Below are 19717 nucleotides of genomic sequence, written 5' to 3'. Positions count from 1 at the left end.
CTGCCCTTCCGAGATGTTCCGCTTGCCGTGTCGCCGTCTGCCGTCTAGCCGTCGTTCGCACGAGAACGAAGTTCCCGACGGAGGATCTTCCCACTCGCCGTCTTGGGCAAGTCGGGCAGGACCTCCACCTGCCGCGGATATTTGTAAGCGGCCAGTCTCTCCCGGCAGTACGCGGCGAGTGCGTCGGGGTCCGCTTCGGCACCCGGACGGAGGCTGATGTACGCCTTGACGGTCTCCCCGCGGTACCCGTCGGGCACCCCGACGACGGCCGCCTCGCGCACCGCAGGGTGCGTGTAGAGCACGTCCTCGACCTCGCGCGGCCACACCTTGAACCCGGACGCGTTGATCATGTCCTTCTTGCGGTCGACGACATACAGCCAGCCCTCGGCGTCCATGAAGCCGATGTCGCCGGTGCGCAGCTCGCCGTCGGGGAAGGTCTCGGCGGTGGCTTCGGGGCGCTGCCAGTAGCCCGGGACGACCTGCGGTCCCCGTACGACGATCTCGCCCTGCTCGCCGAACGGCACCTCCTCGCCCAGGTCGTCGACGATCCGGACGACCGTCTCGGGCCCCGGCACGCCCACGGCGAGCGTCCCGGAAGCCGGGTCGACAGGAGCCTCCCGGCCGGGCGGGACGGCGGCGCAGGGGGCGGTGCACTCGGTGAGGCCGTAGCCGTTGCGGATGTACGGCCCGAAGCCGGCCCGGAACTTCTCCACCAGGGCGGGCGGCAATGGGGCGCCGCCGGAGGAGATGTTGACGAAGGACGCGAAGTGCTCCCGGCTGACGTCCGGGTGGGCGGCCAGCGCCATGAACGCGGTCGAGGGGCCGACGGTGTAGTGCGGCCCGTGCTCGGCGAACGCGTCGAGCACCACACCCGCCTCGAAGCGGTACGCCAGCACGAGCAGGCCCGAGCTGTTCAGGCAGGCCGCGAACTGGGCGACCATCCCGGTGATGTGGAACAGCGGCGCCATCGCGAAGTACACGGGCGCCTCGGGCAGGGCGAGGCCGGTGCGCTGCCGCTCGGCGTTGTACATGATGTTGCCGTGCGTGTTGGTGGCGCCCTTGGGCGTGCCGCTGGTGCCCGAGGTGTAGCTGATCAGCGCGATGTCGGACGGGCCGGGGTCGCGGCCGTCCGGCGCCTTGTGGCCGGCGCGGGCGATCGCCGCCAGGTCGTCGGAGTCGGCGGCCGGGAGCCGCTCGAAGGCCAGCACGCGCGCGTCGTCGCGGCTCTGGAAGTCCAGCTCACACCCGGTGAGCACGATCCGCACCGGCGAGTCGGCCACCGTCTGGCGCAGATACGACTCCCAGGCCCGGTCGGAGCAGATCAGCGCGGCCACCTGGCCGTCCCGCAGGACGTGTGTGACCTCCCCCGACTTGTACATCGGGTTGACGGGCACGACGATCGCCCCCGCCTTCCACGCGCCGAGCACGGCGAGCACGAAGTGCGGGGAGTTCTGCAGCAGGACCGCCACGCGCTCACCGCGCTCCAGGCCGCGCGCGGCAAGGTGCCCGGCGACGGAGTCGCTGAGCTCGTCGACCTCGCGGTAGGTCAGGCGGCCGTCGAAGTAGGCGAGGAACTCGCGCTCCGGGGTCTTTGCGGCGGCCCGGCGCAGAGCGTGCACGAGGGAGTCGGCCGGGGCTATCGGGGCGCGCTGGGCGTCGTTCAGCAGGGGCAGCCAGGGCTTGGCCGCGTACCGGGAGCCGGTCACAGGGCCTCCTCCCACTTCTGCTGGAGGTGGTTCATGCCGGCCAGCCAGCGGTCGGGGGCACCGGCCCGCGCCTCGTAGAATCCGCCGACCTCGGGGTGCGGCAGGATCAGGAAGCGGTCCTCCTCCATCCCCTTGAACAGGGCGTCCGCCACGTCCTCCGGGGCGATGGCGGTGGGCTTGAGCACCAGGTCACCCGCGCTGCCGGTGGCGGCGAGCATGTCGGTGCGCACGCCCTGCGGGCAGATCGCGTGCACCTTGATCCCACGGTGCCGGTACGTCAGCGACAGATACTCGGCGAAGGCGTACGCCCCGTGCTTGGTGACGGCGTAGGGCGCGGCGCCGATCATGGTGAGCAGCCCGGCGGCCGAGACGGTGGAGACGAAGCGTCCGCTGCCGCGCTCCAGCCAGTCCGGGAGCAGTGCGTGGGCGGCCCGCACATGTGCCATGACATTGACGTCCCAGGAGAGCGACCAGGACTTCTCGTCGGCGAGGTCGTCGAGGTCGGGTCCGCCGAAGGCGACCCCGGCGTTGGCGCAGTAGACGTCGACCGCACCGCCGAGCGCGTCGCGGGCCTCGGCGACGATGGCGGAGGCGTCGCCGGGCACCGCGATGCCGCCGATCTCCTCGGCGACCGCTTTCGCCTTCCCCGCGTCCAGGTCGTTGACGACGACGCGAGCTCCCTCGGCGGCGAAGCGCCGGGCGAGGGCCGCGCCGATGCCACCCCCAGCCCCGGTAACGACGACTCCGGCACCCTGAACGGCTTCCACCATCGGTCTCCTTCGACTGCGGCTCTCCTACGTCGGCCAGACTAACCGGTCGGTATGTGACAAGGAAGGGGCACTGCACTGCCCTGAGGGCCGCGGGGACCTGCGCGACAAGCCGCAGACAACCGGCACCTTCCCCACAACCTGCGGGAGCAATACCGTGCCCCCCATGCGCCTATCCAGACGAGCTCTCCTCGCAGCGACCACGGCAGCAACCGCACTCTCCGCCGCACCCCCGGCCTCAGCGGCCCCGCACCGCCTGCGGACCGGCTTCGAGAACCTCGCCGCGAGCGGCTACGCGTCCCTGCGAGGCCGGCGCGTCGGAATCGTCACCAACCCCACCGGCATCACCCGGGACGTCCGCCACATCGTAGACGTCATGCACGCCGACAAAAGGGTGAACCTGACGGCCGTCTTCGGCCCCGAGCACGGCTTTCGCGGCACCGCCCAGGCAGGCGGCTCCGAAGGCCGTTACGACGACCCGGCGACCGGCCTCCCCGTCTACGACACCTACCTCAAGAGCGGTCGGCCACTCGCCGACATCTTCACCACGTCCGGCGTCGACACGATCGTCTTCGACATCCAGGACGCGGGCGCCCGCTTCTACACGTACATCTGGACCCTCTACGACTGCATGGAGGCGGCCCAGCTCGCCGGGAAGCGCTTCGTCGTGCTGGACCGGCCGAACCCGGTGACCGGACGCGCGGCCCAAGGCCCGGTCCTGCACATGGAGTTCGCCACCTTCGTGGGCCGCCGGCCCATCTCCCAGGCGCACGGCATGACCGTCGCCGAACTGGCCCGGCTGTTCAACGGGGAGTTCCTCACCACCGCGGTGCCGCTGGAGACCGTACGGATGACGGGCTGGAAGCGGTCCGAGTTCTACGACGCCTGGGGCCTGCCCTGGGTGCCGCCGAGCCCGAACATGCCGACCCCGGACACCGCCCTCGTGTACTCCGGCACCTGTCTCTTCGAGGGCACGAACCTCTCGGAGGGCCGCGGCACCACCCGCCCCTTCGAACTGCTCGGCGCGGAAGGCATCGACGGCCGCTGGGCTGCGGCGGCCAACGAACTCGGCCTCCCCGGCACGCACTTCAGGGAGGCGTACTTCGCGCCCACGTTCTCCAAGTTCCAGGGCAAGACCATCGGCGGCGTACAGATCCATGTGCACGACCGAGCCGCCTACGACCCCGTCCGGACCGGAATCGCCCTGCTGGTGACCGCCAAGAAGGCCTGGAGCGGCTTCGCCTGGCGCCCGGACAACTGGATCGACAAGCTCACCGGCTCCGCCCGGGTCCGCACGATGATCGACGCCGGCGCGAGCGCCGACGAGGTGGTGGCGGGCTGGCAGCAGGAGCTGGCGGCGTTCCGGCGGGTCCGCGGGGAGTACCTGTTGTACAAATGAGCGGCCCACGGATGGGTGACGACGTATGGCCATTCCCGCCAGGTAGCAGGACGATGCGCCCGTATCGCACCACTACGGGGGCCGAGGGGGCCTGTCATGGCGGATCCGGCAGTGAGCGTGACTCCCTACTGGGAGCTGACTTTCGACGCGGACGGGGATCCGGACGCCGGCCGGCGGGACCGGCTGCTGGCCGGCGTGACGAAGAAGGACGTCCGTGATCTGATCGTCTTCGCACACGGCTGGAACAACGACCGCTCGGGCGCGACCCGGCTCTACGACGGCTTCTTCGCGCCGATCCCGAAGCTCGCGCCGAAGGCGAGGATCGGGTACGTGGGCGTGGTCTGGCCGTCGATGCGGTTCGCGGACGAGCCGATCCCCGACTTCCCGCGTGCCGTGGCGGCCGAGATGCCGCGTCGGCCGGTGCTCGACAAGGACACCCGGCACGCGCTGCTGGAGACGTTCCCGGGGCGGGCGACCGTGATCGACCAGATCTCGCGGCTGCTGGACCAGCAGCCGCGCGAGGACGCCGAGTTGGAGGAGTTCGGGCGGCTGGTGCGGATACTGGTGGACGTCGTGCCGCCGGGGCCGCAGGCACTGTTCGCGGCGGACACGCTGTGCGAAGGGGTGCCGCAGGACTCGCCGGACCTGTTCTCGGGCTCCACGGCGGCGCTGTGCGAGGAGTTCGCGCAGGCGCTGACGTATCTCGATTCGCCTGACGGAGTGCCGGACGGCGGCGCGGCGGCGTCCTTCTCGTTGCCCAACCCGTGGGAGGGCGCGCACGAGTTGCTGCGGCAGGCGACGTACTACGCGATGAAGCGGCGCGCGGGGACGGTCGGTGAGCGCGGGCTCGGCCGGGTGATCGGGCAGCTGGCCGCGCGGGAACCCGGGGTGCGGGTGCATCTCGTCGGGCACAGCTTCGGCGCGCGGCTGGTGTCGTTCGCGCTGCGCGGGCTGCCGAAGGGCGTGCGCACGGTGAAGTCCGTGACGCTGCTGCAGGGCGCCTTCTCGCACTACGCGTTCGCGTCCCGGCTGCCGCACGACGCCCGTGCGGGCGGGGTGCTGGAGGGCCAGCACAAACGTATCGACGGACCGCTGGTCTGCTGCTACTCGCGGCACGACTCGGCACTGTCCACGATGTACCCGCTGGCCTCCCGGATGGCGGGCGACGCACGCGGGATCGCGGCGCCGGACGTCGGGCGGATGCTGGGGGACAAGTGGGGTGCGATGGGGCACGACGGGGTGCGGGCGGTGCCGGGGACGAAGTCGCTGAAGCTGGCCGACGCGCTGAAGGCGGCGCTGCCGGCCTCGGGGTGCCTGAACGTCGACGCGGCGGCGGTGGTCAGACGGGGCGGGGCGCCGGCGGGGGCACACAGCGACATCGTGCACCGGGAGCTGGCGCAGATGGTGCTGGCGGCGGGCCGCATCAAGTGACCCGCCGCCACCGATCCGTCACCGATGTGACGTGAACTCCACGACCTGCTGATACGTCGGACGGTTCTGCCAGCTGATCCTGCCGTGCTTGATGCCGCCCAGGGTGCGCTGGACGATCGAGTCGGCACACCACTGGTCCCCGGCCGAGCACTGGTCGTCGCCGGGGTAGACCTGGGCCGCGGTCTTGCCGGCCGCCTCCTTCAGGGTGCTGATCAGGAGGTCCCGGCAGGCACTGAGGCTGCCGCCGCCGCAGTACTCGCGGTCGAGCGGGCCCTGTACCGGCTCACCCAGCACGGACCGGATGTCCTTGTCGACATAGCTCCACCAGCCGTACTGGAAGGAGCTTCCGGCGTGCGAGCCGGTCGGGCCGTGCGCGGCCGAAGGGGACTCGTCGATGGGCAGGTTGTCCGTCATCGCGGCGTACAGCTCACTGCCGAGGCCCGGCTCGAACTCGGCCTTCACCAGCAACGGCCACCACGCGTCCAGGATGCGGATCGCGTCCGCGCCGGCGTACGTCTTCGAACCGGCCGAGGTCTCGGTGCGCTTGCCGCCTGCCGTCAGCCACGTCTGCAGCTTGCCCACGGCGGCCGCGGCCGTGGGGTCGGTCACGGCCGAGCTGTTGACGACCTTGAGCAGGTCGGGCAGCACGTCCTCGGCCCGCAGATCGGCAAGGCCCGCGTCGGCCATCGCCTTCACCAGCGAGGCCCGGGTCACACCGCCCGCCGCGACCAGCTTCTTCACCCGGTTCTCCAGCAGGTTGCCGCGGTGCACCGAGCCGTCGCCCCAGGGCGCGGTCGTGTACTCCTTGGCCTGCTTGTTGTTCCAGGAGACGTAGTAGTCCTGGTCGATGGAGTTGGGGTGCTCGGACGCCGGGGTGTACTGCGCCGTGTTCTTCGCCGGGTCCCAGCCGCGCCACTCGTACGACTGCTGCGCCCACACCGGGAACTCCGGGTCGACGCCGGTCGCCCGGACCGGGTTGTCGCCGCTGTTGTAGTAGGCGGTGTGTTCGGAGTCGGCGTAGAACCAGTTGAAGGTGTAGTTGATGTGCTGCACCGCCTTCTGGAAGTCCACCGGGCCCTTGACGAAGTCCGGGTCGTTCAGCATCTGGAAACCGATGATCGAGTCGGCCTCGTGCAGGAAGGAGGAGCGCAGGGTGGTGTAGGCGACCTTCTTGCCGCCGACGGTCGCGCGGTGGGTGACGGGGCCGTACTTCGTGCGCCAGACCCGCATCGTGTACGAGCCGGCGGGGGTGCTGTCGGCGGTCGTGGGCTTCCAGGCGTTCTTCTGCTCGATCTTCTCCATCGCGGTGCAGGTGCCGCGGTACAGGTAGTGGTGGTCGTCCTGGCACAGCTCGACGGCGTAGGTGTCGATGATGTCCTGGCCGGAGGTGGTGGCGCTCCACGAGTAGTCCTGGCCGCGGCCGAGCTCGACATACATGCTCAGGCCGGCGAAGGAGGCGCCGCGGGCGCTGATGCCGGGGCCCTGGATCTCCTGGAGCAGAAGCAGCTGGGGTGCGAAGTAGCCGGTCTGCGGGCCGAAGACGGCGACCGGGTGGCCGCTCGCGGTGTGCTCGCCGCCCACCACCAGGGCGTTGGACATGCCCCGCTTGGCCGAGGTCATGGCGGTCCGGGCCGCCGTGGCGGTGGCGGTGCCCGCGGCGGAGCCGGCCGCACTGCCCGTACGGTCGTACACGAGCTGTTCCTCGGTCACCGAGCCGGAGTCGGGCAGGGCCTCGCCCTGCGGGTCGGCGGGCTTGGTGGCGTACGGGAAGCTCTGGTCGTGGACGGTGACGACCGCCTCGGGGTCGTTGCGCTCACGGAACGACTCCCAGAGCTTCGTGCCCTCGGCCACGCCGTACTTCTCCTGTGCGGCCAGCAGCGAGATCGCGTTGTTGACCTCGCCGCCGCCTCCGGAGCCGAAGAGCGCGCCGATGACGGAGCCCAGCGCGACCAGGTCGGTCTGTTTGAAGTGCTCGATCGTGCCGGCGTTGGTGACGGAGTCCTTGTGGCCGGTCAGGACGTACTCGCCGGGGAAGTAGCGGCCGCTGTCGGAGGCGTCGATGTAGGCGTTGATGCCGTCGAGGTAGGCGTTGGCGTCGGCGAGGGCCTGCCGGCCCCGTTCGCCGTTGGAGGCGACGGCGTTGTCGATCTGGGCCTGCAGATCGGCCTCGGTGTAGGGCGCGTTGCGCCAGAACTGCTGCTCAAGGCCCTGGTTGGAGGCGGCGCCGCCCGCGAAGGCGGTGAGTTGGCCACGCCCGACGTGCCGGAAGACGTCCATCAGCCACAGCCGGTCCTGGGCGGCGGCATAGCCGGCACCGAACTCCGTGCCGTATCTGGTGGTACCGGTGATGTGCGGTACGCCCGTCTTCTTGTCACGGACGATCGTCACGTCGCCGCGCCCGGCTGGACTGACGGTGGAGGCGACTTGATCGGACGGAACGCCGAACGAGGCGTCGCTGAAGAAGTTGTTGATCGTCGCATTGGTGAGGCCGGAGTAGCCCTTGGCCAGGTTGGCGTAGGGGCCCAGCTGGTCGGAGGCGTGTTCCGGCATGGTGCCGAAGGCCTGGTTGAGGAGGATCTGGGCCAGGGTGGCGTTGCCGTTCTGGCCCGGCGGCATGATGTCGGAGCACTGGTTCCCGCAGTGGTCGTTCGCGGCAGTGACCTCCGCCACAGCCGCCTGCGACGCGGCGGCCGCCGGGGAAAATGGCGACAAAAGACCGGCGATCAGAGCGCATATGGATGCGGTCTTCAGGAACCCGGGGAATCTGCCGGGAGTTCTCAGTCTGTCCGGGGCGTTGCGCGAGTGACGCCTTGGCATGGCAGCTCCTACCGACGAGGGTGGGCCGAGAGTTGAGTGTTACCGGCGGTATCCCCGGGATGGAAGATGAACATGCGTCACTTTTTCGGATCGCGAGGGCTCGCCAGGGAGGTCATCGGAAATCGGATGGAGCCGAATCGCTTGTCGATACGTCTATTCGGCGACGTCCAGAACGACGACGCCGAAGTGACCGAAGTACAGGTGCAGGTGTGACGGAGGTGCAGGGCGATGGCCGGTTTCCGGAGTCTGGCGAGACAGGTGCGCGATCCGCGGTGCGATCTCGCGCTGCGACGCTACTCGCTGCGGAAGTGCCTTGAGCGATTCGCTCCTTACGGGCACAGGGCGACTTGGGACCATTTGTGCTCCCGGGCGGGATTCGGTCCGGAGGACCGGTCCCCCGACCCGACGCGGCTCGTGGCCGCGTTGGAGGAACTGGAAGAGGCGCGTTCGGTATGGCTGGCCTACGAGGTCGAGTTCGCCGAGCGACGCAAGAAGGAAAAGCACGACGGACTGCGCAGGCCGGGGAGCGTGGACGACTGGCACCGGCTGACCTGGGGTGGTTTCGGAGTCGCCTGGTGCGACGACCCCCGGGTCCACCCGGATGAACCCCTGGCCGAGGTGCTGCGCCGACTGATCTCCGCGCTGGAGCGCGAACCGGGCTCGGAGTGCCCGGTGTGTTGCGGGGACCGGCTGATCTGGATGTACGACCTGGCCCATGAACCGTCGTCGGGCCCGGTCTGCACGGCGTGCGGGATCGTGGTTCCGCGCCCGGTGCTCACGCCCGAGGCGCTGGCGGCCTCGCGGCGCGGACGGCGGCTGCTCGTGTCCGCCTAGTACGACGGGGGTGCGCCGGGGATGCCGCACCCCCTATTGCCGGCCTTCCCTCTCTTGCCGGCCTTGCCGCCGCAGGGCCGTTGTCAGTGCTGACCGGCACCATCGAGACATGATCCAGGTGTGTCTCAACGGGCCCCGGGGAGCGGGCGACGGAGCGGTGGTGCCGCTCGCGCCGACAGCGCTGGCCGACGCCGCGGCCGAGGCCGTAGCGGCCGGTGCCACGGACATCCATGTCCACCCCAAGACCCCCTGCGGTAGGGACAGTCTGTCCCCGCGCGTGCTCGCGCCGACGCTGGAGGAGATACGCGCGCGGGTGTCGGTGCCGGTCGGTGTGACCACGGGCGCGTGGGCGGAACCGGACCCCGGCGCACGACTGGAGCGCGTCCGAAGCTGGACGGTCCTGCCGGACCACGCCTCGGTCAACTGGCACGAGCCGGGCGCCGAGGAGCTGGCGGCGGCGCTGCTGGAGCGCGGCGTCGGCGTGGAGGCGGGCGTCTGGTCCGGCACGGACGGAGCGGCACGCTTCTCGGCCTCACCGCTGGGGCCAAGGGTGTTGCGGGTCCTGGCCGAGGTGACGGACATGTCGCCGGGGACGGCCGAGGCGAGCGCGCGTGCCCTCCTGACCGACCTGGGCCCGGCATTCGGGCGCCCGGTGCTCCTGCACGGGGAGGACGGCGGCGCGTGGCCGGTGCTGCGGCTGGCGGGGCGGCTGGGGCTGGCGACACGGATCGGGCTGGAGGACACGCTGGTCCTGCCGGACGGTGAACGGGCCCGGTCCAACGCTCAGTTGGTGACCGAGGGGTTGGTGCAGTACGGGTGGGCCCAGCGCTCGGCATAGGCAAGATCGCGACGGTAGCAGGCCGTAAACGGCTCGCTCCAGCCCTTTACCGTACGGACAGTTGGGGGCGATGAAACGAAGTCCGAGGTCCTGAAGGAGCCCCTCATGTCGACGCTGCGCGTCACCGCCGAAGTGCTGACCGTCCATGAACATCCCAACGCCGACGCGCTGGAGCTGGCCCAGGTGGGTCTGTACCGGGCCGTCGTCGCCAAGGGCGCGTACCGCACCGGTGAGGCCGCCGTGTACATCCCCGAGCAGTCCGTGCTGCCGTTCGAGCTGATCGAGGAACTGGGGCTGACCGGGCGGCTGGCGGGGAGCAACGCCGACCGGGTCAAGGCGGTGCGGCTGCGCGGTGAGCTGTCGCAGGGGATCGTGTGCCGGCCGAAGGTGCTGGCCGACGTCGATCTCACCCGGGCGGCCTCGGACGGCACGGACTTCGCCGAGCGGCTGGGGATCACCAAGTGGGTGCCGCCGATCCCGCCGACGATGTCCGGTGACGTGGAGTCCGCGCCCGATCTGCTGCCGTGGGTCGACATCGAGAACATCCAGCGGTATCCGGACATCTTCGCGCCCGGTGAGCCGGTGGTGCTGACCGAGAAGCTGCACGGGTCGGCGTGTCTGCTGACCTATGTCGCCGACGAGGGCCGGGTGTACGTCTCCTCCAAGGGCTTCGGCGCGAAGTCGCTGGCGCTGCGCGAGGAGTCGCGGAATCTGTACTGGCGGGCGGTGCAGGGGCACGGCGTCGCCGAGGCGGCCGCTCGGCTGGCGGAGCGGCTCGGGGCGCGCCGGGTCGGGATCTTCGGTGAGGCGTTCGGGGCGGGGGTGCAGGACCTGACGTACGGCGCCGACGGGCGACGGGCGACGTTGGGGTACGCCGCGTTCGATGTGTCCGCGGAGATCGACGGCCGGGTGGAGTGGCTGGACCCGGCGAAGGTGCTGGAGGGGGAACTGCCCTCGGTACCGCGGCTGTTCGAGGGGCCCTTCGACATCGAGCGGGTGCTGGAGGTCGCGAGCGGTCGGGAGACGGTGTCCGGGCGGGAGCTGCATCTGCGGGAGGGTGTGGTGATACGTCCTGTCGTCGAGCGGTACAGCGCGGTGACCGGGGGCCGGGCGATCGCCAAGGCGGTCAGTCCGGCCTATCTGACGCGCAAGGGCGGGACCGAGTACGAGTGAGCGGGCACCGCCTCTTGGCGGGTGCCCGGCGCTGAGAGCCTGTTTCTGAACCCCCGTCGTCCACGCGGAGCGCGGGCGCAGCGGCGTTCGGTGCGTGCCCTGGGGGTCCCCCCGGCCGAAGGCTGGGGGAGTGCGGCGTTGCAGGTCATGTGGCGGAGCCACCTGACCTGCTGCGCCGTGCGGCGAGGGTGCGTGCCGGGCGTCGGGGCGCAGGCGGGGGTTCAGAAACAGGCTCTGAGGCCGGGGCGGGGTCGCCTCGGCCTCAGCGATGGCCGTCTGCCGGTCAGTCGCGTGCTCCGGACCGGCCGGCCCTCCCCTTCTGCCCGCCCGCCCCTTGCTCGACCATCAGACGAGACCCCGTGAGACGCTCACCGAAGACATCGTCCGGGTTGGAGAGGACGCAGGTGTCCAGGGAGAGGCAGCCGCAGCCGATGCAGTCGGTCAGGTGGTCGCGGAGGCGGTTCAGTTGCTTGATGCGCTCGTCCAGTTCCGAACGCCAGGCCTCCGACAGACGTGCCCAGTCCTCGTGGGTGGGGGTGCGCTCCTCGGGGAGTTCGGCGAGGGCGTCGCGGATCGTGGCCAGGGGGATGCCGACGCGCTGCGCGGCCCGGACGAAGGCCACCCGGCGCAGGGTGTCACGGGTGTAGCGGCGTTGGTTGCCGGAGGTGCGGCTGCTGCTGATCAGGCCCTTGGACTCGTAGAAGTGCAGGGCGGAGACGGCGGCACCACTACGGGCGGACAGCTGGCCCACGGTGAGCTCGTGGATCTTCTCGGGGATCTGGGGCACCCCTCAAACCTACCTACCCCGTCACCCCCCGAGTCCGTTGACAGTGACCCCATCACCTAGCATGCTAAGCAGTTGCTTAGAGAAGTGGCGCAGGCATCACTCATAGACATACGTGACGCGGGAGGCCGGGACATGGCAGAGCCGAGGATCTTCACCTCCGCCGACGATCTGAAGTCGGCGGTGGGCGAGCAGCTGGGGTACACGGACTGGCTGGACGTCGACCAGAAGCGGATCGACCTGTTCGCCGAGGCCACCGGCGATCACCAGTGGATCCATGTCGATCCCGAGAAGGCCGCCTCCGGGCCCTTCGGGACGACCATCGCCCACGGGTATCTCACGCTGTCCCTGCTTCCGCTCTTCGGACCCCAGCTCATCAAGGTCGAGGGCGTGAAGATGGGCGTCAACTACGGAACGAACAAGGTCCGCTTCCCCGCCCCGGTCCCCGTCGGCTCGCGGCTGCGCGCCACCGCCACCATCACCGGCGTCGAGGACGTGACCGGCGGCATCCAGGTCGCCGTCGCCTTCACCGTGGAGCGCGAGGGCGGGGACAAGCCGGTGTGCGTCGCCGAGTCCGTCTCGCGGTACTACCTGTAGCCGAGACGCAGCGGGCGCCGGCGGCGGCCGGCCCTACTTGGCCCCCACCATCCGCAGCACGAGGTCGGCGTACAGCGCGCCGACCTCGTCCGGTGTCCAGGGGCCGTCGACGTTGAACCAGCGGGCCACGTCGATGCACAGCGACAGCACCGCGAGGGTCGTGCCCTTCACGTCCAGCACATCGAACTCGCCGGCCGCCAGACCGTCCTCGATGATCCCGCGCACCTCGGCGTCACACTGCCGCCGCAGCGCGAGGATCTCGGCGCGGGCGTCCGGGCCGAGCGAGTCCAGCTCGTACTGCACGACCCGCGCGGTGGTGCGCCCCCCGGCGTGCCAGCGGACGAATGAGCTCACGGCGTCGGCGAGCCGCTCGGCCGGGCTGCCCTCGCGCCGGGCCGCCGTCCGCAGGATGTCCAGCGCCTTCTCGTGGCCGATCCGGCTGATGCGGTGGAGCAGCTCTTCCTTGGTCTTGTAGTGGATGTAGAGCGCGGCCGGGCTCATGCCCGCGCGGCCCGCGATGTCGCGGGTCGTCGTGGCGTGGTAGCCGCGCTCGGCGAAGGCCTCCACGGCGGCGATCAGCAGCCGCCGGGCCGCGTCGGGGGTGACCTCGGCCCACGCCGACGCGTCGCCGCCGGTCGTCTCCTCCGCCGTACTCATCGCTCACTCGCCCCTCTCGAAGACAGAGGGACCACCATACCGCTCAAGGTGAGCGAGCGCTTAGCGTGGCCGTTCGGCCTTCCGGAGTTCTCAGAGCTTTTCGAAGGGGTGGTAGGCGGGCCGGGCGGCCTCCTGCCGGTCCCGGATCACCTTGGCGAGCGTAAAGGCGGAGGTGACGAGATACAGGACGGCGATCGCGAGGAAGGCACGCACCCAGGCGTCGGCGTGCAGTTGGAAGATGCCGATGGCGGTCGCGGCCATGGCCACCGCGAAGGAGGCGACCGCCTGGCCGTAGAAGGCGGCGGTGTTCTGCTGCTTGCCCGATGCGTCACTCATGGGGACAAGGGTCGGCGGATGCGGTCGCAGCCACATCCGCCGAAGTACCTAGGAAGTACGCGGAGATACTCAGAACGCCGAAACCCCCGTCAACGCCCGCCCGATGAGCAGCTTCTGAATCTGGCTCGTGCCCTCGTAGAGGGTCATCACCCGGGCGTCTCGCAGCAGCTTGCCCGCCGGGTACTCGTCGATGTAGCCGTAGCCGCCGAAGACCTGGAGCGCGTTGTTGGCGGCACGCACGGCGGCCTCCGAGGCGAAGAGCTTGGCCTTGGAGGACTCGACGGCGAAGGGCTGTCCCCGGTCGATCAGGTCGGCGACCCGCCAGGTCAGCAGCCGGGCCGCGTCCACGTCGACGGCGATGTCGCTGATCAGTTCCTGGACCAGCTGGTGGTGGGCGATGGACTTGCCGAACTGCTCACGCTCACCGGCATACCGGACGGCCGCGTCCAGCGCGGCCTGGGCCAGGCCGACACACCCCGCGGCGACCGACATCCGCCCCTTGGCCAGGGCCGACATCGCGACCGAGAAGCCCTTGCCCTCCTCCCCCAGCATGGCCGCCGCCGGCACCCGTACGTCCTCGAGGACCAGCTCGGCGGTGGTCTGGCCGCGCAGGCCGAGCTTGCCGTGGATGGTGCGGCGGGTCAGGCCGGGCGTGTCGGTGGGGACGAGGAAGGCGGAGACGCCCTTGTGGCCCGGGGCGTCGGTGGAGCGGGCGAAGAGCAGGACGACGTCGGCCCAAGTGCCGTTGGTGATGAACATCTTGGTGCCGTTGAGGACGTAGTCGTCGCCGTCCCGGACCGCTCGTGTGGTGAGGTTCCCCGCGTCGGAGCCAGTCCCCGGCTCGGTGAGGCCGAAGCAGCCGACCAGCTCGCCCGCGGTGAGCCCCGGCAGCCAGCGGCGCTTGTGCTCCTCGCTCCCCCAGGCGGCGATGGTCTTGGCGACCAGTCCGAGGGAGACAGACACGATGCCGCGCACCGAGGAGTCACCCCGGCCCAGTTCCTCCGTGACCAGGCAGTACGCCAGGTGGTCGCCGCCCGAACCGCCGTACTCCTCGTCGATCGTCAGGCCCAGGAAGCCGACCTCGCCGAGCTTCTTGACGATCGAGCGGTCGACCTCCTCGGCGCGGTCCCACACGACGACGTTCGGGGCGATCTCGCGGTCCACGAAGTCCCGGGCGAGCCGCCGGACGGCGGTCTGCTCCTCGCTGAGCTCCAGGTTCATGCAGAGTCACCCCACAGTCGGTGGACACGGACGGCCGTAGATTGAAAGCCGTACATTTAAATTAGCACTGCTAGTTTCCAGTAGGCAGCCCTACTATGTGCGCCATGGCCCGACCGCGCAAGCCCCTCCTCAGCTACGACCGGATCGTCGAGACGGCTCGCGAACTCGTGGACGCGGAAGGCCTGTCGGCCGTCTCCACGCGCCGGCTCGCCGCCGAGCTGGGCGTGAGCGGGCCGTCCCTCTACAACCACTTCCGCACGAAGGACGAGATCCTGGAGGCGGTCGCCGACTCGGTGAGCGCCCAGGTCGATCTGTCGATGTTCGAGGACGGCCGGGACTGGCGGACCGCGCTGCACGACTGGGCGGTCTCCTATCGGGCGGCCCTGCGCGACCACCCGAACATCGTGCCCGTCCTCGCCCGCGGCCCCGGCCGCCGCCCGGCCGCGCTGCGGCTCGCCGACGCCGTCTACGGCGCGATGGTCGAAGCGGGCTGGCCGCCCGCGCAGTCCACGTCCATCGGCGCGCTGATGCGGTACTTCATCATGGGCTCGGCGCTCGGCTCGTTCGCCGGCGGCTTCGTGGACGACGCGAGCGCGTACGACCCGTCCGACTATCCGCACCTCGGACAGGCCCACCTGCTCGCCGAGCAGCAGGAGAAGATCGACGAGCGGGCCTTCGAGACGGGGCTGACGGCGCTGCTGGACGGGCTGGCGCGGCAGTACGAACAGGTCGGGCGGGCCGACTAGACACCGGCCGGAAATCGTTCGGCGCACGCCGAAGTGTCCGTGCCGCATCCTGGGACGCATGGCCTCCAAGGATCCCCAGGCACCGCAGCTCGCCCGGCTCGCCGGGCTCATCGCCGACGAGTCCCGGGCGGCCTGTCTGCTGGCGCTGCTCGACGGGCGGGCGTGGACCGCCGGGGAGCTGGCGCGGCATGCCGGAGTCGCCGCGTCGACGCTGAGCGAGCACCTCGGCAAGCTCGTCGCGGGCGGGCTGCTCACCGAGGAGCGGCAGGGGCGGCATCGGTACGTACGGCTCGCCGACGCGCGGGTCGCGCAGCTGGTGGAGGACCTGGCCGCGCAAGTCGCCCCGGCTGCGGATCGGCGGCCCCGGAACCTACGGCAGTCCAGTGCGGGCTCGGCGATGGCCCGCGGCCGCACCTGCTACGACCATCTCGCCGGGCGGCTCGGTATCGCGGTCACGGATGCGTTGACCGCGCGCGGGCTGTTGCGGCAGGACACCGGGTTCGCGCTGACGGACACGGGGCTCGGGTGGTTCGACTCCGCCGGCATCCCCCTCGATCGGTCGGGCCGCCGCCCGCTGGCCCGCGCCTGCCTCGACTGGACGGAGCGGCGGCCCCACCTGGCCGGTGTCGCGGGCGCGGCGCTGTGCCGGCACGCGCTGGACGCCGGGTGGTGTGTGCGGATCGGGTCGGAGCGGGCCTTGAAGGTGACTCCGCCGGGGGAGCGGATCCTGCACGAGCTGCTCGGTATCGAGGTGGGGGCGTTGCGGTGAGGTGGGGGGCCATGGGGGTGGTGTGAGGGGTTGTGTGCCGGGAGCGGGCGGGTGGGGGCTGGTCGCGCCCACGCGGCGGAGCCGCACATCGATCGGCCCCGCGCCCCTTGGGTGCGCTCCAGTGCCCCGTCTGAAATCCGCGAGCTCTTGCTTCTCCTCCCTCCTAGCCTCTGGAGCATGATGAACGTCCCCCCTGCCCGCCGTCCCGAACTCCTCGCCGGCGCTGCCGCCACCGTCACCGTCGTGCTCTGGGCCTCGGCCTTCGTCTCCATTCGCAGTGCGGGGGACGAGTACTCGCCCGGTGCGCTCGCCCTGGGACGGCTGCTCGTCGGGGCCCTGGTGCTAGGGGTCATCTGTCTCGTCCGGCGGGAGGGGCTGCCGCCACGGGCGGCGTGGCCCGGGATCGCGATATCCGGCCTGTTGTGGTTCGGCTTCTACAGCGTGGTGCTGAACTGGGGCGAACAGCAGGTGGACGCCGGTACGGCGGCTCTCGTGGTGAACATCGGGCCCATCCTGATGGCGCTCCTGGCCGCCCGGGTGCTCGGCGATCCGATGCCGCCGCGGCTGCTGGCCGGGATGGCGGTGTCCTTCGCGGGCGCGGTGACGGTGGGGCTGTCGATGTCGGGCGGGGGCGGTTCCTCGCTGCTCGGCGTGGTGCTGTGCCTGCTCGCCGCGATCGGCTACGCGGGCGGCGCCGTGGCGCAGAAGCCGGCGCTCGGCCATGCGAGCGCGCTCCAGGTGACGACGTTCGGCTGCCTGGTCGGCGCGGTGCTCTGCCTGCCGTTCGCCGCGCAGCTGATCGGCGATCTGTCCGACGCCTCGCTCTCGGCCACGCTCAACATGGCCTACCTGGGCGTCTTTTCACTGGCGCTGGCCTTCACGACCTGGGCGTACGCCCTGGCCCGGACGACCGCCAGCCGCATGGGCGCGACCACGTACGCGGTGCCCGGGCTGGTGGTGCTGATGTCCTGGCTGGCGCTGGGCGAGGTGCCGGGACTGCTCACGCTCGCGGGCGGGGCGCTGTGCCTGGCGGGTGTCGCCGTGTCGCGGTCCCGCGCTCGGGCCGCCCGGGTCGTGGCCGGTGTGCCACAACCCGAGCAGACCCGCGAATCAGCGTGAACGCGCCCTGTCCGCCAGGACCTTGATGGACAGCAGGGCGATCACCGAAAGGCCGATGATGTAGCCGGAGACCGCCATCGAAGTGCCCGTGGCCTCCAGCAGCAGCACCATGACGAACGGGGCGAGACCCCCGCCGAGCACGGCCGCGATCTGGTAGCCGAGGGAGGCGCCGGTGTAGCGCATCTCGGGCGTGAACAGCTCGGCGAACAGGGCCGCCTGGGGGCCGTACATGATGCTGAGGAAACAGCTGGCGACGAATGTGCCGACGGCCAGCCACAGCAGCGAGCCGGTGTCGATCAGCAGGAACAGCGGTATGGCCCACAGCGCGATGCCGGCCGCGCCGATCGCGTAGACACGGATGCGGCCGATCTTGTCGGAGAGCGCGGCGGCGGCCGGGATCAGCACCAGCTGGGTGAGGCTGATGCAGAGCGAGACGGTGAGGACGGCGCTCTTCTCCATACCGAGTTCGCGGGTCGTGTAGTCGAGCACGCCGGTGATGATGATGTAGAAGGTCGCTGTGTTCACGGCGAAGGAGCCTCCGGCGAGGAGCACCGTACCGAGGTGGTCGCGCAGGATCGTCCGCAACGGAGAGGACTGCTCCGCCTTCTCCTCCTCGGCCAGCCTCTTCTCCGCCTCCCGGAATTCGGGGGTCTCCTCGACGCGCGTGTGGATGTACCAGGCGAGGACGAGGACGAGCAGGCCGACGAGGAACGGCACACGCCAGGCCCAGGCCGCGAACTCGGAGTCGGTGGTGAACGCGCCGGCCAGCAGGAACACCGTGTTGGCGGTCACCACGCCGATGGGGACGCCGAGCTGGACGAAGCTGCCGTAGATGCCGCGCTTGCCCTCGGGGGCGTACTCGGTGGCCATCAGCATCGCGCCGCCCCACTGGGCGCCCACCGCGATGCCCTGCAGCACGCGGAAGAGGACCAGCAGGATCGGGGCGGCGACGCCGATCGTGTCGTACGTCGGGAGCAGGCCGATGCCGGTGGTGGCGATGCCCATGAGGGTGAGCGCGAGGACAAGCATGGGCTTGCGGCCCCGCTTGTCGCCGAGCTGGCCCGCGACGATGCCGCCGATGGGACGGGCCAGGAATCCGACGGCGAAGGTGGCGAAGGCGGCGAGCACCCCGGCGGTGGGGCTGCCGGCCGGGAAGTACAGATCACCGAGGACCAGAGCGGCGGCGATGCCGAAGACGAAGTAGTCGTACCACTCGACGGCCGATGCGAGGGCCGCCGCTGTGGCCACGCGTCGCCGGTTGACCGTGGGGACGGCGGTCGTGGCGGCAGGGTGAGCGGAGGGGGCCATGTCCATGCGTGCACACTCCGATGGGTGCGGTGGGGACGTTGGCGGCGAACGTACTGACCGGACGGTATGTCGTCAACGGTTACGCCCGAAGGTTGCCCGGGGCACCCGAGGGGCCCGGGCAACCTCAGGGCCTCAGAACACCACCAGGGCCCGGCCGCCCTTCCCCGCGATCATGTTCTCGAACGCCGCCGGGATTCCGTCCAGCGCGATCCGTTCCGTCACCAGCGCACCCAGGTCCAGGCGTCCGGCGCGTACGTGCCCGGCCAGCACCGGCAGGTCCCGTGCCGGGTCGGAGTTGCCGTAGACGCAGCCGGAGAGGGTGCGGCCCCAGTGGAAGATCTCCAGGGCGTTGAACGTGACCTGCTGGTCCTTGCCGCCGATGCCGACGACCGTGGTGCGCCCGCCCCGGCGGGTGGAATCCCAGGCGGTGCGGATCGTGGTCGCACGGCCCACGCACTCCACGGACACGTCCACGCCCTGCTTGCCCGTCAGGCCCCGGATCTCGCGGGCGGTGTTCTCGGAGGCGACGACGTAGTCGGTGGCTCCCGCCGCGCGCGCCAGTTCCTCCTTCTCCGGGGAGACATCGACCGCGACGATCTTCGCCGCACCCGCGATCCGGGCCGACTGAAGGGCCGCCAGGCCCACGCCTCCGACGCCGAACACCGCGACCGTCTCCCCCGCCCGGACCCGCGCCGAGTGGTGCACGGCGCCGTAGCCGGTGAGCACGGCACAGCCCAGCAGGGCGGCGTCGGTGAGCGGGACGCCGTCCGGGAGCGGCAGCAGACAGCGCTCCGGGACGACCGTCTCCTCGGCGAACGCGGCGACGTTCAGTCCGGGATGGAGGTCGGTGCCGTCCGCGGTACGGGCGTACACGTCGGCGGCGCCATTGAGCGCGTTGGCGCACAGCCACACCTCGCCGAGCCCGCAGGCGTGGCAACTGCCGCAGGACGGGGCCCAGTTGAGGACCACGGCGTCTCCCGGTGCGACCTGTGCGACCCCCTCCCCGACGGCCACCACCGTGCCCGCGCCCTCGTGCCCCAGGACCGCGGGGACCGGCACGCGCATGGTCCCGTCGGACAGGGACAGGTCGGAGTGGCAGACCCCGGCGGCGGCGAGCCGGACGCGGACCTGGCCGGGTCCGGGGTCGGGCAGTTCGATGTCGGTGACCTCCAAAGGGGCACCGATGGCGGGCAGGACGGCGGCGCGAACCATGTG

General features: G+C 70.9%; 18 protein-coding genes. 9 read left to right on the top strand and 9 right to left on the bottom strand.

All coding sequences use genetic code 11. From position 1 onward, the window contains the following. Positions 1-44: 44 nt before the first annotated feature. Together ACFQ6S_RS34020 and ACFQ6S_RS34015 are read right to left on the bottom strand one after the other, a co-directional pair. On the bottom strand, positions 45-1706 hold the full coding sequence (locus ACFQ6S_RS34020) for a class I adenylate-forming enzyme family protein (protein ID WP_383418402.1): 1662 nt from the start codon (positions 1704-1706) through the stop codon (positions 45-47). Continuing rightward, on the bottom strand, positions 1703-2476 hold the full coding sequence (locus ACFQ6S_RS34015) for an SDR family oxidoreductase (RefSeq protein ID WP_383418400.1): 774 nt from the start codon (positions 2474-2476) through the stop codon (positions 1703-1705). Before ACFQ6S_RS34015 ends, ACFQ6S_RS34020 begins: the two co-directional genes overlap by 4 nt. Positions 2477-2639: 163 nt before the next feature. Between ACFQ6S_RS34015 and ACFQ6S_RS34010 the strand changes: the two genes are divergently transcribed. Both ACFQ6S_RS34010 and ACFQ6S_RS34005 read left to right on the top strand, forming a co-directional pair. Beyond that, on the top strand, positions 2640-3872 hold the full coding sequence (locus ACFQ6S_RS34010) for an exo-beta-N-acetylmuramidase NamZ domain-containing protein (RefSeq protein WP_383418399.1): 1233 nt from the start codon (positions 2640-2642) through the stop codon (positions 3870-3872). Positions 3873-3968: 96 nt separating this feature from the next. After that, the gene (locus tag ACFQ6S_RS34005; protein WP_383418398.1) at positions 3969-5303 is read left to right on the top strand and encodes a serine-threonine protein kinase; all 1335 of its coding nucleotides are present in this window, start codon (positions 3969-3971) and stop codon (positions 5301-5303) included. An 18-nt stretch (positions 5304-5321) separates the two neighbouring features. On the opposite strand, the gene ACFQ6S_RS34000 is transcribed toward ACFQ6S_RS34005, so the two are convergent. After that, positions 5322-8120, bottom strand: a complete 2799-nt coding sequence (locus ACFQ6S_RS34000) for a penicillin acylase family protein (protein WP_383418396.1) — start codon at positions 8118-8120, stop codon at positions 5322-5324. Positions 8121-8348: 228 nt separating this feature from the next. Here ACFQ6S_RS34000 and ACFQ6S_RS33995 point away from each other — a divergent pair, with 228 nt between their 5' ends. The 3 genes from ACFQ6S_RS33995 (at position 8349) to ACFQ6S_RS33985 (ending at position 10965) form a co-directional block, all read left to right on the top strand. Next, a complete protein-coding gene (locus tag ACFQ6S_RS33995) occupies positions 8349-8954 on the top strand; it encodes a hypothetical protein (RefSeq protein ID WP_383418395.1) in 606 nt (201 codons plus the stop codon). Positions 8955-9063: 109 nt separating this feature from the next. Then, positions 9064-9792: a 3-keto-5-aminohexanoate cleavage protein gene (locus ACFQ6S_RS33990; RefSeq protein ID WP_383418394.1), complete on the top strand. Its 729-nt coding sequence runs from the start codon at positions 9064-9066 to the stop codon at positions 9790-9792. A gap of 105 nt (positions 9793-9897) precedes the next feature. Continuing rightward, a complete protein-coding gene (locus ACFQ6S_RS33985; protein ID WP_383418393.1) occupies positions 9898-10965 on the top strand; it encodes an RNA ligase (ATP) in 1068 nt (355 codons plus the stop codon). Between the two features lie 283 nt (positions 10966-11248). Here the strand turns inward: ACFQ6S_RS33985 and soxR are convergent, their stop codons facing one another. Beyond that, a complete protein-coding gene (gene soxR, locus ACFQ6S_RS33980; RefSeq protein WP_383418391.1) occupies positions 11249-11752 on the bottom strand; it encodes a redox-sensitive transcriptional activator SoxR in 504 nt (167 codons plus the stop codon). 132 nt (positions 11753-11884) lie between these two features. Here soxR and ACFQ6S_RS33975 point away from each other — a divergent pair, with 132 nt between their 5' ends. Then, a complete protein-coding gene (locus ACFQ6S_RS33975) occupies positions 11885-12346 on the top strand; it encodes a MaoC family dehydratase (RefSeq protein WP_383418389.1) in 462 nt (153 codons plus the stop codon). 33 nt (positions 12347-12379) lie between these two features. Here the strand turns inward: ACFQ6S_RS33975 and ACFQ6S_RS33970 are convergent, their stop codons facing one another. The 3 genes from ACFQ6S_RS33970 to ACFQ6S_RS33960 all read right to left on the bottom strand — a co-directional run bounded on the left by ACFQ6S_RS33970 (position 12380) and on the right by ACFQ6S_RS33960 (position 14560). Next, positions 12380-13003 carry a TetR/AcrR family transcriptional regulator gene (locus ACFQ6S_RS33970; protein ID WP_383418387.1) on the bottom strand — a complete coding sequence of 208 codons (624 nt, stop codon included), beginning with the start codon at positions 13001-13003 and terminating at the stop codon, positions 12380-12382. Positions 13004-13093: 90 nt separating this feature from the next. Beyond that, positions 13094-13339 carry a YiaA/YiaB family inner membrane protein gene (locus ACFQ6S_RS33965; protein WP_383418385.1) on the bottom strand — a complete coding sequence of 82 codons (246 nt, stop codon included), beginning with the start codon at positions 13337-13339 and terminating at the stop codon, positions 13094-13096. Positions 13340-13408: 69 nt separating this feature from the next. Further along, the gene (locus ACFQ6S_RS33960) at positions 13409-14560 is read right to left on the bottom strand and encodes an acyl-CoA dehydrogenase family protein (RefSeq protein ID WP_383418383.1); all 1152 of its coding nucleotides are present in this window, start codon (positions 14558-14560) and stop codon (positions 13409-13411) included. A gap of 104 nt (positions 14561-14664) precedes the next feature. Here ACFQ6S_RS33960 and ACFQ6S_RS33955 point away from each other — a divergent pair, with 104 nt between their 5' ends. The 3 genes from ACFQ6S_RS33955 to ACFQ6S_RS33945 all read left to right on the top strand — a co-directional run bounded on the left by ACFQ6S_RS33955 (position 14665) and on the right by ACFQ6S_RS33945 (position 17194). Continuing rightward, complete coding sequence (locus ACFQ6S_RS33955) at positions 14665-15306, top strand: TetR/AcrR family transcriptional regulator (RefSeq protein WP_383418381.1); 642 nt, start codon at positions 14665-14667, stop codon at positions 15304-15306. A gap of 58 nt (positions 15307-15364) precedes the next feature. Then, positions 15365-16075, top strand: a complete 711-nt coding sequence (locus ACFQ6S_RS33950) for an ArsR/SmtB family transcription factor (RefSeq protein ID WP_383418379.1) — start codon at positions 15365-15367, stop codon at positions 16073-16075. 180 nt (positions 16076-16255) lie between these two features. Next, positions 16256-17194, top strand: coding sequence for a DMT family transporter (locus ACFQ6S_RS33945; protein ID WP_383419011.1), 939 nt, complete (start codon positions 16256-16258; stop codon positions 17192-17194). On the opposite strand, the gene ACFQ6S_RS33940 is transcribed toward ACFQ6S_RS33945, so the two are convergent. Together ACFQ6S_RS33940 and ACFQ6S_RS33935 are read right to left on the bottom strand one after the other, a co-directional pair. Then, positions 17186-18508, bottom strand: a complete 1323-nt coding sequence (locus tag ACFQ6S_RS33940; RefSeq protein WP_383418377.1) for an MFS transporter — start codon at positions 18506-18508, stop codon at positions 17186-17188. The genes ACFQ6S_RS33945 and ACFQ6S_RS33940 overlap by 9 nt on opposite strands. Before the next feature lie 126 nt (positions 18509-18634). Beyond that, positions 18635-19714, bottom strand: coding sequence for a Zn-dependent alcohol dehydrogenase (locus ACFQ6S_RS33935; protein ID WP_383418375.1), 1080 nt, complete (start codon positions 19712-19714; stop codon positions 18635-18637). Between the last annotated feature and the right edge of the window lie 3 nt (positions 19715-19717).

This window comes from Streptomyces sp. NPDC056479, from assembly GCF_042795335.1.
Taxonomy (GTDB): Bacteria; Actinomycetota; Actinomycetes; order Streptomycetales; family Streptomycetaceae; genus Streptomyces.
This window is presented reverse-complemented; position numbering and strand designations above follow the sequence as displayed.

What these genes read in the sequence shown, in the direction of transcription:
- ACFQ6S_RS34015 (WP_383418400.1), bottom strand. Translation starts at nt 2,476, where the DNA reads ATGGTGGAAGCCGTTCAGGGTGCCGGAGTCGTCGTTACCGGGGCTGGG.
- ACFQ6S_RS34010 (WP_383418399.1), top strand. Translation starts at nt 2,640, where the DNA reads ATGCGCCTATCCAGACGAGCTCTCCTCGCAGCGACCACGGCAGCAACC.
- ACFQ6S_RS34005 (WP_383418398.1), top strand. Translation starts at nt 3,969, where the DNA reads ATGGCGGATCCGGCAGTGAGCGTGACTCCCTACTGGGAGCTGACTTTC.
- ACFQ6S_RS34000 (WP_383418396.1), bottom strand. Translation starts at nt 8,120, where the DNA reads ATGCCAAGGCGTCACTCGCGCAACGCCCCGGACAGACTGAGAACTCCC.
- ACFQ6S_RS33995 (WP_383418395.1), top strand. Translation starts at nt 8,349, where the DNA reads ATGGCCGGTTTCCGGAGTCTGGCGAGACAGGTGCGCGATCCGCGGTGC.
- ACFQ6S_RS33990 (WP_383418394.1), top strand. Translation starts at nt 9,064, where the DNA reads ATGATCCAGGTGTGTCTCAACGGGCCCCGGGGAGCGGGCGACGGAGCG.
- ACFQ6S_RS33985 (WP_383418393.1), top strand. Translation starts at nt 9,898, where the DNA reads ATGTCGACGCTGCGCGTCACCGCCGAAGTGCTGACCGTCCATGAACAT.
- ACFQ6S_RS33975 (WP_383418389.1), top strand. Translation starts at nt 11,885, where the DNA reads ATGGCAGAGCCGAGGATCTTCACCTCCGCCGACGATCTGAAGTCGGCG.
- ACFQ6S_RS33970 (WP_383418387.1), bottom strand. Translation starts at nt 13,003, where the DNA reads ATGAGTACGGCGGAGGAGACGACCGGCGGCGACGCGTCGGCGTGGGCC.
- ACFQ6S_RS33965 (WP_383418385.1), bottom strand. Translation starts at nt 13,339, where the DNA reads ATGAGTGACGCATCGGGCAAGCAGCAGAACACCGCCGCCTTCTACGGC.
- ACFQ6S_RS33960 (WP_383418383.1), bottom strand. Translation starts at nt 14,560, where the DNA reads ATGAACCTGGAGCTCAGCGAGGAGCAGACCGCCGTCCGGCGGCTCGCC.
- ACFQ6S_RS33955 (WP_383418381.1), top strand. Translation starts at nt 14,665, where the DNA reads ATGGCCCGACCGCGCAAGCCCCTCCTCAGCTACGACCGGATCGTCGAG.
- ACFQ6S_RS33950 (WP_383418379.1), top strand. Translation starts at nt 15,365, where the DNA reads ATGGCCTCCAAGGATCCCCAGGCACCGCAGCTCGCCCGGCTCGCCGGG.
- ACFQ6S_RS33945 (WP_383419011.1), top strand. Translation starts at nt 16,256, where the DNA reads ATGAACGTCCCCCCTGCCCGCCGTCCCGAACTCCTCGCCGGCGCTGCC.
- ACFQ6S_RS33940 (WP_383418377.1), bottom strand. Translation starts at nt 18,508, where the DNA reads ATGGACATGGCCCCCTCCGCTCACCCTGCCGCCACGACCGCCGTCCCC.
- ACFQ6S_RS33935 (WP_383418375.1), bottom strand. Translation starts at nt 19,714, where the DNA reads ATGGTTCGCGCCGCCGTCCTGCCCGCCATCGGTGCCCCTTTGGAGGTC.